Consider the following 15,627-nt stretch of genomic DNA (forward strand, 5'->3'; position numbering starts at 1 on the left):
GACCCGATCGGCGGACTCGTGCAGATCCCCTGCATCGAACGCAACGCGATCGCCGCGGCCAAAGCCATCAACGCCGCCAAGATGGCGCTCTGGGGTGACGGCACACACCGGGTCTCCCTCGACGAAGTCATCGTGACCATGCGCGAAACCGGCAAGGACATGTCCTCCAAGTACAAGGAAACCGCGATGGGCGGCCTCGCCGTGAACGTCGTCGAATGCTGAAGGAAAGAGAACTATGACCCTGGCACCTGAAGGCCGCAAGCTGCTGCGCGTTGAACAGCGCAACTCGGCAGTACCGGTCGAACGCAAGCCCGAGTGGATCAAGGCCAAGGTCCAGATGGGCCCCGAGTTCGTCCAGCTCAAGAAACTCGTCAAGAAGGAAGGCCTCCACACCGTCTGCGAGGAGGCCGGCTGCCCCAACATCTTCGAATGCTGGGAAGACAAGGAAGCGACCTTCCTGATTGGCGGCTCCGAATGCACCCGGCGCTGCGACTTCTGCCAGATCGATACCGGCAAGCCCTCCCCGGTTGACGTTTTCGAACCGACCAAGGTGGCGCGTTCCGTCCAGGCCATGGCGCTGCGCTATGCCACCGTCACCGGGGTGGCCCGCGACGACCTCGCCGACGAGGGCGTCTGGCTCTACGCGGAAACGGTCCGGAAGATCCACGAACTCAACCCGGGCACCGGCGTCGAACTCCTCATTCCTGACTTTTCCGGGAAGCCGGAGCACATCGAGGCCATCTGCGATTCCAAGCCCGAGGTCTTTGCGCACAATGTGGAGACGGTTCCCCGGATCTTCAAGCGCATCCGGCCGGCGTTCCGGTACGACCGGTCCCTGGACGTCATCACGCAGGGCCGGAACCTGGGCATGGTGACGAAGTCGAACCTGATCCTGGGCATGGGCGAGACCCGCGAAGAGATCTCCGAGGCACTCCGGGACCTGCACGACGCCGGCTGCGACCTCATCACCATCACGCAGTACCTGCGCCCGAGTGAGCGGCACCTGCCGGTGGACCGCTGGGTCAAGCCGCAGGAGTTCGTGGACCTGCAGCAGGAAGCGGACGAGATCGGCTTCCTCGGCGTCATGAGCGGGCCGCTGGTGCGTTCCTCGTACCGCGCCGGCCGGCTCTGGGCCACCGCGATGCGCAAGAAGGGCCGGGAAATCCCCGCCCAGCTGGCCCACATCGAAAGCTCCGGCAGCACGCGCCAGGAAGCCAGCTCCATCCTCGCCGCGCACGCCGGCGTCTAACACCCGTAAAGGACCAAAGATGTTCCCCACACGACTAGAGATCATCCCTTCCGAGGGAATCGTCGAAAAAGTCACGGCGGACGTGCCCCTGGGCACCACACTCACCATCACCTGCCTGCCCCACCACGGGATCGGGCGCACCATCCGCACGGCAGTCCAGCTGGCCCAGCTGGGCTACACGGTGGTCCCGCACCTCGCGGCACGCGCCCTGCAGGAGCGCTCCCAGCTCGTCGGAATCCTGCGCGACTGCGACGCTGCCGGCATCAGGGAAGTCTTTGCCGTCGGCGGGGACTCCCCGCGGGCCGCCGGGCCCTACGGCACGGCGGCAGAGCTGATGGAAGACATCGCCCAGTACTCCGGCGGCGGCATCTCCATCGGCATCGCCGGCTACCCCGAGGGCCACCCCTCCGTCTTCGGGCTCGACCTCCTGGACGCACTGCTGGCAAAGCAGCACCTGGCGAGCCACATTGTCACGCAGATGTGCTTTTCCGCCCCGAAGATCGTGGACTACGTGGGCCTGCTGCGCCGCGAAGGCGTGGAGCTGCCGGTCTGGGCGGGCGTCGCCGGCACCGTGCCCAGGGCCAGGCTGGTGGCCCTGGGCACCCAGATCGGCGTCGGGGCCTCCCTGAAATTCCTCAGCCGCAAGGGCCCGCTCGCCCGCCGGCTCCTCAGCGGGGAACACTACGAGCCTGCGACCCTGATTTCCGAGCTTGCCGAACACCCGGACAGGGTATCTGGCATCCATTTCTACACTTTCAATCACCTGAGCGCGGTGACGGACCGGGCAACCCCTCCGTCGAGTCCCGTGGCTACCGAACTCGTTTCGATGCAAGGAGCAGCAAAATGAAGACCCAGAGTGAAAACCTGGCGCAGGCCCCGCACCTGGAGAGGCAGCTCAGCAACCGGCATATCCAGCTGATTGCGATCGGCGGCGCCATCGGTACCGGCCTGTTCATGGGCTCCGGCAAGACGATTTCGGCGGCCGGGCCTTCCGTGATCTTCGTGTACATGATCATCGGCTTCATGCTGTTCTTCGTCATGAGGGCGATGGGCGAACTGCTGCTGAGCAACCTGCACTACAAGTCCTTCAGCGACTTTGCCGCGGACCTGCTGGGCCCCTGGGCCGGCTTCTTCACGGGCTGGACGTACTGGTTCTGCTGGGTGATCACCGGAATCGCGGATGTTATTGCGATTGCCGGCTATTCGCAGGAACTCTGGCCGGGGCTACCCTTGTGGATCCCCGGACTGGTCACCATCGCCATCCTGCTGCTGCTGAACCTGGCCACGGTGCGGGCGTTCGGTGAGACCGAGTTCTGGTTCGCGCTGATCAAGATCATCGCCATCGCGGCACTGATCGTGGTGGGCCTGTTCATGATCTTCAGCGGTTTCCAGTCCGACGCCGGCCCAGCCACCTTCACCAACCTGTGGAGCCACGGCGGCTTCTTCCCGAACGAGTTCATGGGCTTCGTAGCCGGTTTCCAGATTGCCGTGTTCGCGTTTGTAGGCATTGAACTGGTGGGCACCACGGCCGCGGAGGCCAAGAACCCGGAGAAGAACCTGCCCCGCGCCATCAACTCCATCCCGATCCGCGTGCTGCTCTTCTACGTGGGCGCCCTGATCATCCTGATGTCCGTCACGCCCTGGACCCAGTTCCAGGCCGGACACAGCCCCTTCATCGCCATGTTCTCCCTGGCCGGCCTGGGTGCCGCCGCCACCATTGTGAACCTGGTGGTGCTGTCCTCGGCCATGTCCTCGGCCAACTCCGGCATCTACTCCACCTCGCGCATGGTCTATGGCCTGGCCCAGGAAGGCGACGCTCCGGCCGTGTTCAGCGGCCTGTCCCGCCGGAAAGTCCCGCAGAACGCGCTGTTCCTCTCCTGCGTACTGCTGCTCTCCGGCGTGGTGCTGATGTACGCAGGCCAGGATATCGGCAAGGCCTTCGACATGGTGACCACCGTGTCCGCCGTCTGCTTCGTCTTCGTCTGGTCCATCATCCTGGCCAGCTACATTGCCTTCCGCAAACGCCGCCCGCAGCTGCACGACGCATCCAAGTTCAAGATGCCCGGCGGCATCCCCATGGTCTGGGTGGTCTTCGCCTTCTTCGCCTTCGTGCTCTGGGCACTGACCACCCAGCCGGACACCCTCGCGGCCCTGCTGGTCACGCCGGTCTGGTTCATCATTCTTGGCATTGCCTGGTTCTTCCTGCGCCGGCGCCCCGCCCACCTGGCCCGCTACGCGACCTTCCAGGCCGACCTCGCCACCGAACTCGCCCTGGAACAGGAAGCAACCAGCGGGCGGCAGGGTCAATGAACACCGCGCAGACTTTGAACAATCCCACCCAGGAACCGGCGGAACATACCGCCCTGACCGAGCATGTGCTCACCCTTGACTGTGCGGAGTCCCCCGGCATCGTCCACGCGATCTCGGGGTTCCTGCTGGATCACGGCAGCGACATCATCGACATCAAACAGTACGGTGACCGCGGGCAAGGGCACTTCTTCATGCGCGTCCACTTCTCCGCCGCGAAGGAGTCCTTCGGCACCGAGCAGCTGCGCGGGGATTTCACGCCCCTGGCGGAAAAATGGAAGATGAACTGGCAGCTGGAGCCACAGGGCCGCAAACGCCGGGTCCTGGTCATGGTCTCGAAATTCGGGCACTGCCTCAACGACCTGCTCTTCAGGGCACGCACCGGAGACCTTCCGATCGACATCGTGGCCGTGGTGTCCAACCACCGCGACCAGGAGGGACTGGTCCAGTGGCACGGCATCCCGTTCTTCCACCTGCCGGTCACGAAGGACTCCAAGCCGGAGGCCGAGGCCAGGCTGCTGGAACTCGTGGATGAACTTGACGTGGAACTGGTGGTCCTGGCCCGCTACATGCAGGTCCTCAGCGACGGCCTCTCCGCCCAGCTGGCAGGCCGGACCATCAACATCCACCACTCCTTCCTGCCCAGCTTCAAGGGTGCCAAGCCTTACCACCAGGCCTATGACCGCGGCGTGAAAACCGTGGGCGCCACGGCCCACTACGTCAATGCCGAACTGGACGAGGGGCCCATCATTTCGCAGCAGGTCATTGACGTGGACCACACCTACACCCCGGACGACCTGGTGGCGGTGGGCCGGGACGCCGAATGCGCCGCCCTGCGCAACGCGGTCCGCTGGCACTGCGAGGGCAGGATCCTGCTGCTCGGCAACCGGACCGTGATTTTGCGATAGGGCACGGTCCTAACGGAGCAGCCGGATTCAGTTCCCGGACGCGGCCCAGGCCAGCAGGCGTTCCAGCGGCCAGGTGGTGATGATCCGGTCCGCCGGGACGCCGTTGGCTGCCGCCCGCTCGGCCCCGTACTGGAGGAAATCGAGCTGGCCCGGGGCGTGCGCGTCGCTGTCAATGCTGAACAGGCATCCGGCGTCGAGGGCAAGCTGGATGAGCCGGTCCGGCGGGTCCTGGCGTTCCGGCCGCGAATTGATCTCGACCGCCACGTCGTGTTCGGCGCAGGCGGCGAAGACCAGTTCCGCGTCGAACTCCGATTCGGGGCGCGTCCCCCTCGACCCTTGAATCAGCCGCCCCGTGCAGTGGCCGAGCACGTCCGTGTGCGGGTCTGCAACCGCGTTGAGCATCCGCCGGGTCATGGTGCGCTTGTCCGAGCGGAGCTTCGAGTGGGCGCTTGCCACCACCACGTCAAGGCGCTCCAGCAGTTCCGGCGTCTGGTCCAGGGTGCCGTCCTCGAGGATGTCCACCTCAATGCCGCGCAGCAGGCGGAAGCCCCCGTCGCGGCGGGCGTTGATGCGTGCCACGACGTCGAGCTGCTGCTCCAGACGCTCGGCGCTCAGCCCGTTGGCGATGGTGAGCCGTGGCGAATGATCGGTCAGCGCAAGGTATTCGCGGCCCAGCAGCTGCGCGGCGTCCACCATGAGCTCAATCGGAGACCCGCCGTCTGACCAGTCGCTGTGGCTGTGCAGATCTCCCCGAAGCAATCCCAGCAGCTCTCGGCCGCCTTCAGCCAGGGGGTGCGAGCCACGGCGGCGCAGTCCCGCCAGGTAGCCGGGCACATCGCCGTCGAGGGCTTCCCGGATGACTTCCAAGGTGCGGTCCCCGATCCCTTTCGTCCGCTTGAGCCGGCCGTCCCGCGCCCGCGCCTCGAGCTCCGCCGGCTCCAGCCCGGCGATGATTCCGGCGGCTTTCCGAAACGCCTGCACCTTGAACGTGGGTGCAGGCTCGCGTTCGAGCCAGAATGCAATCTCATTGAGGGCAGCGGCGGCGTCCATGCCACCATCTTGCACCAGGCCGGGCCCACACGGGCCTCGACTGACCCTGACGTACGGGCGCGCCAGCCGCAGACCGCGTCGCAACCCGGGGTGCCGGGCCGGGTTCTGAGAGACTTGACCCGGCCGGGGCCTGATCCGGCAGGGAACTACGCCGAGGGTCTGCCGGGGGGCCGCCTCCGGCAGCTTGGAAATCGTCCGGAAAATGGTCCAACTCGACAGGTCAACGCTCATGGTCGTCTTCGCCGTGATGACGCTGACCATGCTGGTGCTCTTCTACTTCGATACTTACCGGAAGAGCCGGGCACCGTTTGCCGGCTGGTGGTGCGTCGCCGTCGGCTCCTTTTTTTGTGCTGCCGTCTTCTACTTCCTGGGCGAAGTCTCGGGCGTGGTCTGGGCGCCGAGCGTGGGGAACGGGGTCATGGTGCTGGGTTCCGGCTGCGTCTGGGCGGGCGTACGCTCGCTGGCGGGACGACGCGTCCGTCCCGTGCTGCTGGCCCTTCCCGCTGCTGCGGCCTGCACGGTTGGCTTCGCGGTCCACACATCGGGCGACACCCGGATCGGCAGCATCGTCCTGCTGGCCATGATGGGGACGGCAATCGGGCTGGCCTCACTCGAGCTGTGGCGCGAACGGGCGAGCTCCTGGCACCTGGTGCGCTCGCTCGCCGTCGCGACCGCTGTCTGTGCCGCCTACTACCTCAGCCGGATGGCCGGACTGGCCCTCCTTGGACCCCAGGACGCGCTGTTCCAGCTCCTGTTCGGCACCGGCGTCACCCTTCTGATGGCGATGGTGCTGCTGGTGGTGGTCTCCTCCAGCATCACCGCACTGAACACCGCCCGCCGGACCGAGGACCTGACGGAACTGGCCTCCCGCGATGCCCTCACCGGGCTGCTGAACCGCCGCGAATTCACGCAGCGGGCACAACAGCGGCTCCGGAACAATCTGGACGCCGGCGTTGACACGGCGATTGTCATGGCGGACCTGGACAGCTTCAAGGCCATCAATGACGGATTCGGCCACGACGCGGGCGACGGCGTCATCCGGGCCTTCAGCGATGCCTGCCGCTCCGCGATGCGGACCGCCGATCTGGTGGCACGTTACGGCGGCGAGGAATTCGCCATGCTGCTCACCGGTGTCGACGCGGATGAGGCAGTACGGATCGCGGACCGGATCAATGCGGTGCTGGCAGAACACAGCTCCCTGCCCGACGGCGCGCCGCCGGCCACCGCGAGCTTCGGAATCGTCGACACGCGGAACCGCAGCGGCGGGCTCCAGCGGCTGATCCGGGAAGCGGACGAGGCCCTGTACGAGGCGAAGGCCGCGGGCCGCAACCGCGCCGTCGTCGGCCGCGCCCTTGCAGAAGCGGCCGGACACGCAGTGCCTCTTGCCCCCTAACGGATCAGCGGGCAGGATGACAGATGACCACAGCGGCCGTCCGCGCGGGCCGGCCCGGTGACAATGACGGAGGATTCATGACCAGGGATGCAAATATCCACGCCCAGGAGCGCTTCGCTGCTGCCGTGAACAGCGGCAGGCTCGATGGCATCGATGAAGTCGTCGCGGCCGAGTGCGTGGACCACGACCCCGCACCGGATCAGGGTCCGGGCCCGCAGGGATTCAAAGACTTCTTCGCGGGACTGCGCGCGTCATTCCCGGATCTGAACATCGCCGTCGAACACCTCACAGCCACCGACGACGACGTCGCCTTCGCCTACGAGATCACCGGCACCCATCAAGGGCCGCTGATGGGCCACGCACCCACCGGACGGAGCATCAAAATCCGGGGGATGCAGATCGGACGCTTCCAAGACGGCAAACTCACCGAACGCTGGGGCAGCAGCGATCAACTCGGCATGCTCACTCAGCTCGGCCTGGCACCCCAGCCATGAGAATCATCCGCGCGCTCGCCGCCGGAGCCGCAGCCGGGGCCGCCGGGACCACGGCACTGAACACCCTCACCTACCTGGACATGGTGTGGCGGGGCCGCCCCGCCAGCAGCACCCCGGAGGCGACCGTGGAAAAACTCGCCGACGTCACCGGCCTGACCATCAAGGGCAACGAGGAAGAACGCACCAACCGCATCGCCGGACTCGGCCCGCTGACAGGGCTGGCTGTCGGCGCCGGCGTCGGCGCCGTCCTGGGTCTCGCCCGGGAGGCTGGCTGCCGGCCCGGACTCCTCGGCTCCTCACTGACTGCGGCGGCCGGCGCACTGATCGGCAGCAACGGACCCATGACCGTCCTCGGCATCACGGACCCCCGCACCTGGTCTCCCGCGGACTGGGCCAGCGACATCATCCCCCACCTGGCCTACGGCGTCGTAACCGCCGCCACCCTGCAGGCACTCCGCCCCGGCCTCCCCCGCCGGCGCTGACCGGACGCAGGCGGGAAGTGCCTTGTTAATCCCGGTGAGGCCTGGGCTGGACCTGCCAGGGAGGCAGGACGAGAAGGAACATGATGGCCGCCGTCACCACGCCGGACGCAAAGATCGCAGCGAGATGGATGGAGAGCGGCCCGCCGCTATACATGGTCAGCCCGACCGCCAGAAGCGAGGCGGCCAAAACAGTCAGGACCACCGGTTTTTGCCGCCGAAGTCCCGCCAGGAGCAGAAGCGCCGGAACGACGTACCAGATCACGCTGGCGGTTCCCATAGAATTGATCTGCTCGGTGACGGCGGCGCTGCCCGGGATAAAGGCAACCAGCGGCTGATAGAACATCGACGCACAGTGAAGCATGAGGCCCAGCAGCCCCGCCGCGGCCAGTGCGAAATCCACGGCGGCCAGTTGGACTGCCAGCCCCACCGGGGGCAATCCGGGAACCAGAAGCCGCAGGAGCAGCAACAGCAAAGCAACCACGGCGAGGCCCACGGCAAATTCGGTCGGCATTTTTACAGCCTACAGAGCTACGCGGCGAATCCGCCGGTGTAGCTTATGAGGCCACGGGTTGCCCCGGATATCGCGAATCTGCCGCACCTGCAATTCGTTCTGACAACGGGTATGGAATACCTATGAGATCCTGTACGTTGCATAGCCGACACCCATAACACGAGAAAAGAGAACCACCTAAGTGGCAACCGACTACGACGAACCCCGCTCCGACGTCAAGGAATCACAAAACAACTCCCTGGAGGCACTGCAGTCCGCCAGCGCCCCGGACGCACGGAGCGTCGTCCGCGACCTGGACGAAGCCGACGGCCTGGACGGGCTCGACGTCCCCGGCGGCGAATTCGTCGCCGAAGAACTCACTGTCCAAGTGATCCCGCAAAAGCATGACGAGTTCACCTGCTACTCCTGCTTCCTGGTCCGGCACCGCTCCCAGCTGGCCCGTGAGAAAAACGGCCACGCCTACTGCAACGAGTGCGAACGCTAACGATCGCGACCATCCAATACCGCGGCGGCGGCGCAAGACCCTTCCATCTCCCAGAGGCGGTCTCGCAGGACAGACAGTCCTGGCTTCGACGCGAACCTGTCTGGTCGGCTGGTTCCATGGCCCATCGTGTTGCAGTCGGGGCGCTCGTCGGGCCTTTGGGAGTTCTCCTGTGCCACCGGCGCCCGTCCGTGCGCTGGTATGCCGGTAAGTGGGACTTTCCTGGTGGTCATGTCGAGAACGGCGAAACGGCGGGCGACGCTTTGACCCGTGAGCTTCGTGAGGAGATCGCGGTGACAGTTGCCCCGCCTTCGGGTGAGCCGGACTTCATCATCCGCGAAAACGAAGACTCACCGGACGGTTTGGCTCTTTCCGGATGGGTCCTCACGGAATGGTCAGGCAACCCGGCGAATGTTGCCGCAGAAGAGCACGACGACGTCCAATGGTTCGCGCCCAGCGATGCCCTCGAGCTCGATCTAGCCCATGACGCCTACGCGGCGGTGCTGCGTCGGATCGGCGCTTGAGTCACGCCAACGAGCAGGACGAATACTGGCGCAACCGCACGTTGGTCGCTCTCACCGATGTCGATCATCTGGGCCCAGGCCAGCGCTGAGTCCATGGGATTGTCATCGCCGGGCTGCGAACATCTGGCCCGCGCGCCTCTGACCCCTCGGGTCAAGGCGGGCCTTAGGGTTGCCCCATGGATCTGAGCCAACTCGAGCAAGAATTAGAAGACGTATCTGAACGGTATGCGCGAACAAATGGAATCGAGCGAGACTCGAACTGGTACACACTCAAGCTTCATGAAGAAGTCGGAGAGCTCACGCAGGCATACCTTATGAAGACCGGACAGGCACGATCCAAGGGGTTGAGCCAAGTCGAAATTGAGGACAATTTCAAAGCTGAGATAGCCGACGTTTTCGCTCATATTCTGCTCCTGGCAAGGCACCACGGCGTCGACGTACTTGGCGCCGTGGACGACAAATGGCTTCGGTGGCATCCGTCCCGCGCGGAGCCGGCAAACTCGTAGGGGGGCATTTTCTCGGATCCGTGCGTCCGCCCGTCCCTCGCCGGACCGGCGGGATGTCTATGGTGCCGCGCGACACTGAGCACCATGAAGCCCGGACCAGAAATATTGTCGTCGGAGTGCCCGGGCGCATGCTGCATCCCGACCATCGCAGCAGGATTCACATCGGCGGTCAGGCCCCGACCAGACTTCTTGGTCGGGGCTTCTGGCACCGATGGGACAACCTTCGTGTGGACCGTGGCGCTTTTATTCGAAGCGTGTGGCAGTCATTGCCGTATTGCCCCGGATGAGGCTGAAGGTTGCTGTGACCGCGCCGAGGGCGAGAAGGAGGCTGAGGGACAGCGCGGCGTAGTACTCGGTGCTGGGCCAGGTGATGGTCCGGCCGCCACCGAATGAGGTGATCATGAGCCACGCGACGAAGAACCCGAGCCCGACCGATAGCAGCAAAACGGCCAGGAGGGGCACCGCGGCCTCCTGAACAATGACCCTGCGAAGGACGGACACGGGCATGCCCATCAGCCGGATCAGGCCCAGCACGCGTTTGCGGTCCAGGATCGCGGCCGCGGTGGACACGGCCAGCGAGACGCCTGCGATGACGACGGCCACGAAGACACCGATGTAGGCAAGGGCCGCCAAGCCCTGGATCAGCCGGGTGTTGCTCATCGTTGCGGTGTCCGCGGGAGAGGTGGCAGGGGTGGCAGTTACGCCGGAGGTGTTCAGAGCCGTGCGCGCCCGGTCAATAGCCTCCGGAGTCCCGTCGGTACTGACCACCATCACTACCGGAACAAGGCCCTCCAAGTTATCGACCGGCGCGGCCGCGAGCGGAACCGGCTTGCTGGTCCAGGTGTTCAGGAACGACGCGTCGAAGGCCTCAATTTTCCCCGCCTGGATCTCTGCGAAGCCGAGGGAGGGCGCATCGGCGGCCGCAATATACATGTCCATGGTGTCCCCGCGGCCGAGGGCCGTTGAGGCGTAGCCGATGGTGGCGTCACGGATGCCGGTACGTTCCTTGGTACTCTGGGCGGCGGCGGACACCTGGCCTGGTGTGTAGCCGCTGGACACGAACGCGTAGACGCTGGTGTCCAGGAGCAGCCCGGGACGGGCCTGGGGTGTCTCGACCGTTCCGATGGCGCTGATGCCTCCGGCGAAGACGGAGACCATGAACACGGCAATGACCAGCCCGGAGACGGAACGGAAAACTGCGACGGGGGTCCGGCGGATCCGGCTGGCGGCGATGACGGTTGAAGCTGTACGTGCCCGCTGTAACCCGATGGTGCTGACCGCCTTGGTCAGCCACGGGCCGACGGTCACGATGCCGACCGAGGTCAGCGCGAATCCGCCGATCAGCAGCGGCGAAGTCCACGGATTGCCGTCTGCATCGATCTTGGTCAGTAGGGTTCCGGTGGCCATGCACGTCAGTCCGGCCAGCAAGGGCACGGCACGCCACCCGGTGGGGGTTTTCTCGTGCATGGCCCGGGTGACTCCCAACGGGCCGATTCCGCTCCTGGCGGTACGGCCCGCTCCCACCAGCGCGGCGGCCAGCACCACGAGGACGACGACGGCGGCAGCGAATCCCGCGCCGAACGTGAAATCTGCGAGGAACATCCTCATGCCGTTGACAGGTATTTGGGCTGCGGCCGGCCGGAAGACGCCGGCGAGAATCACACCAAGGAGGGCACCGGCCAGGCTGGGGACGGCTGTCTCGACGGCCGCCATGCCTGAGACCAGCCGCGGCGAAGCGCCGATCAGGCGAAGGGTCGCGAACCGTTCCCGGCGCTGGGCGGCGCCCAGCCCGGTCGCGATGCTGACCAGCAGCAGTACCGGGAAGAGCACCGCGATTCCGCCAACCAGCAGCGCGGTCCGGTACAGGCTGGCGCTCTCGCCGTAGGGGTTAGTGGTGAACTCGGTGACGAGCATTGCTGCCGGACCCTGGCGGAGCTGGGCCTCCGTGACGCCGGTGATGACCACCAAAGCGTCGGGCCCGGGGAGGGCCGTGTCATCGATGATGCCAACGAACTGTCCATACCGATCTCCCAGCTCGTCGGCCGGGGTCGATTCGATCAGTCTCTGGAGTGCGGGTGAGGCGTAGTACTGTCCCGGGGCCGGCGGGGCGTCGATGCCCGGTAGCTTTACGGTGGTGGTGGGGAGCGCGGCGATGTCGCGGTGATTGATGAGCTGGTCACGGAAGACGTCCACCGGGAATCCCAGCAGAATCCTCTCCGGCGTCAGGGGTATCGGTTCCAGAGGTCCGTTGACCGTGCGCCCGTCGGCTGCCAGCGGCACAGTAGCCGAGGCCTGGCCCATCTCCCGCAGCCACGCACCCCGCGCGTCGCGCTGCGCCAGCCCGTTGGCGCCGCCCCAGAGCAACAGCAGCAGGCACACCCCGACGGCGATCCCTCCGGCGATTCAAGCGAGCCGGCCGTAGGCGGACCGGCTGCCGACGACTGCCAGTTTCAGCAGCCCGGGATTCATGCGGACACCCGGTAGCCGGCGCCGATCACGCCGTCGCGCACCATCACTTCCCGGTCCGCATATGCGGCGGTGCGTGCATCGTGAGTGATCATCACCACCGTCGTGCCTGCTTCCCGGACCAGCTCGACCATGAGCGTCAGCACATTCTCTGCGGCGAGGGAATCCAGGGAGCCGGTGGGCTCATCGGCGAACAACACGGCGGGGGAAGTCACCAGGGCACGGGCCACGGCGACGCGTTGGGCCTGGCCGCCGGACAGTTCACCGGGCAGCTTCGCGCCCAACCCGCCCAGACCGAGGCGGTCCAGCAGCTCCGCCGACCGGCGCAGCGCCTCCGGGCGCCGGGTCCCGGCCAGGAGTAGCGGGATGCTGACGTTATCCACCGCCGTAAGCTCCGGCAGCAGCTGGCCGAACTGGAAGACGAACCCGAAATCGGTCAGCCGCAGCCGGGCCCGTTTCGGCTCCCCGAGGGCACTGGTCTCCATCGGGGACCGGCCGGCGGGACGGTAGGTCACCGAACCGCCGTCGGGGACCAGAACGCCGGCCAGGCAGTGCAGCAGCGTGGACTTGCCGGATCCGGACGGGCCCATCACGGCGAGCACCTCCCCTGCATGGACGTCGAGGTCGATGCCCCGCAATGCCTCGGTCTGCCCGAAGGTGTGCTGCAGGGCGCGGGCACTGAGGATGGGTGCAGCGGTGTCATTGGTGCTCATGCACTCTGGAGCTCCTTCTTGAGTTGGGTCAGGCGGGCGCTGGTGAGGTCGATCCAGCGTAGGTCGGCTTCGATGTGGAAGAGGCCGTGGTCGCACATCAGGACCTGCAGCAGGTCCGCGTCCTGCTTCAGGCGGGTCAGTTCACGCATGCGGGCCATGTGCTCGCTGCGCTGCACGTCGAGCAGCCGGTCGGCGTCGTCGTCGAGCAGCAAGGCGATCACGGTCTTGGCAAAGAGGTTGCTTTGCAGGGTTTCTGATGGAACGTCGGGGGTGAACAACCACTCGTGCACCCTGTCCTGGCCGGCAACGGTGATCTCGTACTTCTTGCGGTCCGGACCGCCGCCGGTCTCCTCACCCAGGGCGCGGATCAGCTCGTCACGGACCATCCGGGCCAGGGTGGAATACACCTGCCCGAAGGCCAAGGCCTTTCCGGCTCCGAAATAGCGGTCATAAGAGTGCTTGAGGTCGTAGCCGTAGCTCGGCTCGCGGCTCAAGAGGCCCAGCAGGGTAAGGGAGTTGTTCACACCTTCATCTATACACTTAGTGAATAGTGTGACGCCAGCTTTGCGTCAGACAGATCTGGCCGTGTCGTGTGTCCGGGGCAAGGCAAGCGGGCAATGGCCGCCTGGAGCTTAGCTTTCCAGGCGGCCATTCGTGTCCGTTGCAGTTTAGGGCGCGGAGTCCACCACGGATGTCCGCACCGAGGTCCAGGTCGAGACGGTCCCGGCGGGAGAGCCAGGATAGTCCTTCAGCAGTACGTCCTGTTCCCCGATCACCAGTCCCGAGGTGGGATCGATGATGATGTCCTGCCTCGCTCCTCCGTCGGGAGAGGGGATGCCGATGGCGATCCCCGTCCTGCCGTCGACTGTTGCCTGCCTGTCGCCGACGGTGACGCCGGGGATGAGGGCAGCGGCCTTGTAGAGGGCGGCGCGAAGGTCGGCGGGGACGACTCCGGTGCGCAGTCCGTCCGCGATCGTAACGAATGCCTCTGCTTCAGGAGACTTCCCGGCGCCTTTTGTCCGCTCGTAGATGATGTCCAGCAGAGCCTGTGGGTCCCTGGGCAGACTGCCGGCTTCCTTGAGGGGTGTGCCGATAATGACTGTTGGCTTGTTCCCGTAGAAGGCACCTCCGGGGGCACGCTGAATCCCGACCGGCCGGGGCTGCCCTTCCGGCCACAGTGATGAGGCAACCCGTTTCCGCATCTCGGCTGCTGCGGCCTTGGCGGCTTCACTGGAGGACTCAAGGGGGACACGCTCTTCACGGTTCCAGACCCATTCCCCTTCCCTGTCTGCCGGAACATAGACCTGCCCACCCGCCGTTTCCTGCCAGGAAATGTCACTTCCATCGGCCGCTTGCATGCCTCCGCCGGTGAGCTCCGTCGTCTCGATTTTCAGGTACTGGCCGGGTCCCACCACCGGGTCGGAGGTCCGGATGGTTGCTGCCGCGGCGTTGTTCAGGACCTCGGCTGCTTCAGCGGTTGCTCCCGGACCACTTGGCCGGACAACATCTGCCACTATGATTCCGCCCACGAGCAGGGCCGCGGCGGCCGAGGCCATCAGGACACGGCGCCGGAAGCGGATCGGGCTCACCGTGGCCGGGGGGTGCGTGCCGGTCGTTGCCCCGGGACGGGAATCCGAATCGATTCTGGCCATGAGTTTGGTGCGGCCGCGGGCCAGCGTGGCCGCAGGGGCGGAGCCGATGTCGCTACGCATTTCGCGCAGCAGCTGCAAGTCGTCCATGGTCGTTCTCCGTTTCATCAAGTTTTCCGAGGTTGAGTTCGGTCCGCAGGGTCCGGCGGGCGCGGTTCAGGCGGGACCGCACCGTTCCCACCGGAACGTCCATGGCCAGGGCGATGCCCTCATAGGTCAGGTCCGCCCAGGCATAGAGCAGCAACGTTTCGCGGTCGATGGCGGCCATGGACTTCAGCGTGCCGGCGATGCGCCCGGTCGCCACAACGGCGTCCACCTGGGCAGCGATCCGGTCCGAAGAATCAGCGACGGATTCCCGTGAAGCTGCTTTCGCCGCGGTTTTCAGCACCTTGGCTTCGGCGCGGTGGTGCCGCCGGAGCAGATTGGTGGCAATGCCGAACAACCAGGGCCGGGCATCATCCCGGTCAAGGTCGTAGGTTTCCAGCTGTTCCCAGGCGACCAGAAAGGTCTCCGACGTAACGTCGTCGGCCGCGAAGTCGCCGGCCCTTCTGGCGGCGTATCTGTAGATGACCGAGGCGTGTCTGTCGTATAACTCCCCAAAAACTGCGGGGCTGGCCCGGGACCGCCTGATGATGTCGTTATCTGTGCTCACACTATGTATTGCCCGTTCCCCGCAAAAGAGTTCACGGAGGCATCCGCGATATGCGCTAGGGGTCCCTGATCGGGAGAAAAATCAAGCATATCCGGGGTCGCAGGCGCCCAAATTGAATGGGCACTCCCGTCAAGGACTGTCGGTTGTCCCGGTTGGATCGGGCCGGAAGCGCCGGGCCCTTCGATGAGACCGGAGGGCTGAACCGTGAGAAGACCTCCCGGGAGCTCATGCTCCCGGGAGGT

Annotated in this window: 18 protein-coding genes; 11 read left to right on the top strand and 7 right to left on the bottom strand. The window is 65.8% G+C overall.

What is annotated here, in order from left to right:
* From ABIB26_RS00005 to purU, 5 genes are all read left to right on the top strand, one after another.
* A partial coding sequence (locus tag ABIB26_RS00005) for an L-serine ammonia-lyase, iron-sulfur-dependent, subunit alpha (protein ID WP_354238397.1) occupies positions 1-222 on the top strand: 222 nt, incomplete at its 5' end.
* Between the two features lie 13 nt (positions 223-235).
* A complete protein-coding gene (gene lipA, locus ABIB26_RS00010) occupies positions 236-1,249 on the top strand; it encodes a lipoyl synthase (RefSeq protein WP_354238399.1) in 1,014 nt (337 codons plus the stop codon).
* A gap of 19 nt (positions 1,250-1,268) precedes the next feature.
* Positions 1,269-2,096: a methylenetetrahydrofolate reductase gene (locus ABIB26_RS00015; protein WP_354238400.1), complete on the top strand. Its 828-nt coding sequence runs from the start codon at positions 1,269-1,271 to the stop codon at positions 2,094-2,096.
* Positions 2,093-3,559 (top strand): D-serine/D-alanine/glycine transporter, encoded by a 1,467-nt coding sequence (gene cycA, locus ABIB26_RS00020; protein ID WP_354238402.1) that lies wholly within the window; start codon positions 2,093-2,095, stop codon positions 3,557-3,559. The genes ABIB26_RS00015 and cycA overlap by 4 nt, the downstream gene beginning before the upstream one ends.
* A complete protein-coding gene (purU, locus tag ABIB26_RS00025) occupies positions 3,556-4,464 on the top strand; it encodes a formyltetrahydrofolate deformylase (RefSeq protein ID WP_354238404.1) in 909 nt (302 codons plus the stop codon). Before cycA ends, purU begins: the two co-directional genes overlap by 4 nt.
* A gap of 27 nt (positions 4,465-4,491) precedes the next feature.
* Here purU and ABIB26_RS00030 read toward each other — a convergent pair whose 3' ends face one another.
* Positions 4,492-5,514: a PHP domain-containing protein gene (locus ABIB26_RS00030; protein ID WP_354238406.1), complete on the bottom strand. Its 1,023-nt coding sequence runs from the start codon at positions 5,512-5,514 to the stop codon at positions 4,492-4,494.
* Between the two features lie 202 nt (positions 5,515-5,716).
* Between ABIB26_RS00030 and ABIB26_RS00035 the strand changes: the two genes are divergently transcribed.
* The 3 genes from ABIB26_RS00035 to ABIB26_RS00045 are packed head-to-tail and all read left to right on the top strand — an operon-like array spanning position 5,717 to position 7,883.
* Positions 5,717-6,907: a GGDEF domain-containing protein gene (locus ABIB26_RS00035; RefSeq protein WP_354238408.1), complete on the top strand. Its 1,191-nt coding sequence runs from the start codon at positions 5,717-5,719 to the stop codon at positions 6,905-6,907.
* A 23-nt stretch (positions 6,908-6,930) separates the two neighbouring features.
* The gene (locus ABIB26_RS00040) at positions 6,931-7,401 is read left to right on the top strand and encodes an ester cyclase (RefSeq protein ID WP_354238410.1); all 471 of its coding nucleotides are present in this window, start codon (positions 6,931-6,933) and stop codon (positions 7,399-7,401) included.
* Positions 7,398-7,883 carry a hypothetical protein gene (locus ABIB26_RS00045; RefSeq protein WP_354238412.1) on the top strand — a complete coding sequence of 162 codons (486 nt, stop codon included), beginning with the start codon at positions 7,398-7,400 and terminating at the stop codon, positions 7,881-7,883. The genes ABIB26_RS00040 and ABIB26_RS00045 overlap by 4 nt, the downstream gene beginning before the upstream one ends.
* A 25-nt stretch (positions 7,884-7,908) precedes the next feature.
* Here ABIB26_RS00045 and ABIB26_RS00050 read toward each other — a convergent pair whose 3' ends face one another.
* Positions 7,909-8,394, bottom strand: a complete 486-nt coding sequence (locus ABIB26_RS00050; RefSeq protein WP_354238413.1) for a hypothetical protein — start codon at positions 8,392-8,394, stop codon at positions 7,909-7,911.
* A 181-nt stretch (positions 8,395-8,575) separates the two neighbouring features.
* Here ABIB26_RS00050 and ABIB26_RS00055 point away from each other — a divergent pair, with 181 nt between their 5' ends.
* From ABIB26_RS00055 to ABIB26_RS00065, 3 genes are all read left to right on the top strand, one after another.
* Positions 8,576-8,878, top strand: a complete 303-nt coding sequence (locus ABIB26_RS00055; protein ID WP_354238415.1) for a DUF4193 domain-containing protein — start codon at positions 8,576-8,578, stop codon at positions 8,876-8,878.
* Between the two features lie 116 nt (positions 8,879-8,994).
* A complete protein-coding gene (locus tag ABIB26_RS00060) occupies positions 8,995-9,399 on the top strand; it encodes an NUDIX domain-containing protein (protein ID WP_354238417.1) in 405 nt (134 codons plus the stop codon).
* Positions 9,400-9,575: 176 nt separating this feature from the next.
* Positions 9,576-9,905, top strand: a complete 330-nt coding sequence (locus ABIB26_RS00065) for a nucleoside triphosphate pyrophosphohydrolase family protein (RefSeq protein WP_354238419.1) — start codon at positions 9,576-9,578, stop codon at positions 9,903-9,905.
* A 243-nt stretch (positions 9,906-10,148) separates the two neighbouring features.
* Here ABIB26_RS00065 and ABIB26_RS00070 read toward each other — a convergent pair whose 3' ends face one another.
* The 5 genes from ABIB26_RS00070 to ABIB26_RS00090 form a co-directional block, all read right to left on the bottom strand.
* Positions 10,149-12,284 carry an FtsX-like permease family protein gene (locus ABIB26_RS00070; RefSeq protein WP_354238421.1) on the bottom strand — a complete coding sequence of 712 codons (2,136 nt, stop codon included), beginning with the start codon at positions 12,282-12,284 and terminating at the stop codon, positions 10,149-10,151.
* A gap of 86 nt (positions 12,285-12,370) precedes the next feature.
* Complete coding sequence (locus tag ABIB26_RS00075) at positions 12,371-13,084, bottom strand: ABC transporter ATP-binding protein (protein WP_354238423.1); 714 nt, start codon at positions 13,082-13,084, stop codon at positions 12,371-12,373.
* Positions 13,081-13,608, bottom strand: a complete 528-nt coding sequence (locus ABIB26_RS00080; protein WP_354238424.1) for a PadR family transcriptional regulator — start codon at positions 13,606-13,608, stop codon at positions 13,081-13,083. The genes ABIB26_RS00075 and ABIB26_RS00080 overlap by 4 nt, the downstream gene beginning before the upstream one ends.
* A 144-nt stretch (positions 13,609-13,752) precedes the next feature.
* A complete protein-coding gene (locus tag ABIB26_RS00085; RefSeq protein ID WP_354238426.1) occupies positions 13,753-14,823 on the bottom strand; it encodes a CU044_5270 family protein in 1,071 nt (356 codons plus the stop codon).
* The gene (locus tag ABIB26_RS00090) at positions 14,789-15,385 is read right to left on the bottom strand and encodes an RNA polymerase sigma factor (protein ID WP_354238428.1); all 597 of its coding nucleotides are present in this window, start codon (positions 15,383-15,385) and stop codon (positions 14,789-14,791) included. Before ABIB26_RS00090 ends, ABIB26_RS00085 begins: the two co-directional genes overlap by 35 nt.
* Between the last annotated feature and the right edge of the window lie 242 nt (positions 15,386-15,627).

This window comes from Arthrobacter sp. UYEF20 (assembly GCF_040546335.1).
Taxonomy (GTDB): domain Bacteria; phylum Actinomycetota; class Actinomycetes; order Actinomycetales; family Micrococcaceae; genus Arthrobacter.

Coding starts and splice junctions, on each gene's coding strand:
- ABIB26_RS00035 (WP_354238408.1), top strand. CDS start 5,717: ATGGTCCAACTCGACAGGTCAACGCTCATGGTCGTCTTCGCCGTGATG.
- lipA (WP_354238399.1), top strand. CDS start 236: ATGACCCTGGCACCTGAAGGCCGCAAGCTGCTGCGCGTTGAACAGCGC.
- ABIB26_RS00030 (WP_354238406.1), bottom strand. CDS start 5,514: ATGGACGCCGCCGCTGCCCTCAATGAGATTGCATTCTGGCTCGAACGC.
- ABIB26_RS00045 (WP_354238412.1), top strand. CDS start 7,398: ATGAGAATCATCCGCGCGCTCGCCGCCGGAGCCGCAGCCGGGGCCGCC.
- ABIB26_RS00040 (WP_354238410.1), top strand. CDS start 6,931: ATGACCACAGCGGCCGTCCGCGCGGGCCGGCCCGGTGACAATGACGGA.
- cycA (WP_354238402.1), top strand. CDS start 2,093: ATGAAGACCCAGAGTGAAAACCTGGCGCAGGCCCCGCACCTGGAGAGG.
- purU (WP_354238404.1), top strand. CDS start 3,556: ATGAACACCGCGCAGACTTTGAACAATCCCACCCAGGAACCGGCGGAA.
- ABIB26_RS00075 (WP_354238423.1), bottom strand. CDS start 13,084: ATGAGCACCAATGACACCGCTGCACCCATCCTCAGTGCCCGCGCCCTG.
- ABIB26_RS00085 (WP_354238426.1), bottom strand. CDS start 14,823: ATGGACGACTTGCAGCTGCTGCGCGAAATGCGTAGCGACATCGGCTCC.
- ABIB26_RS00065 (WP_354238419.1), top strand. CDS start 9,576: ATGGATCTGAGCCAACTCGAGCAAGAATTAGAAGACGTATCTGAACGG.
- ABIB26_RS00060 (WP_354238417.1), top strand. CDS start 8,995: ATGGCCCATCGTGTTGCAGTCGGGGCGCTCGTCGGGCCTTTGGGAGTT.
- ABIB26_RS00050 (WP_354238413.1), bottom strand. CDS start 8,394: ATGCCGACCGAATTTGCCGTGGGCCTCGCCGTGGTTGCTTTGCTGTTG.
- ABIB26_RS00015 (WP_354238400.1), top strand. CDS start 1,269: ATGTTCCCCACACGACTAGAGATCATCCCTTCCGAGGGAATCGTCGAA.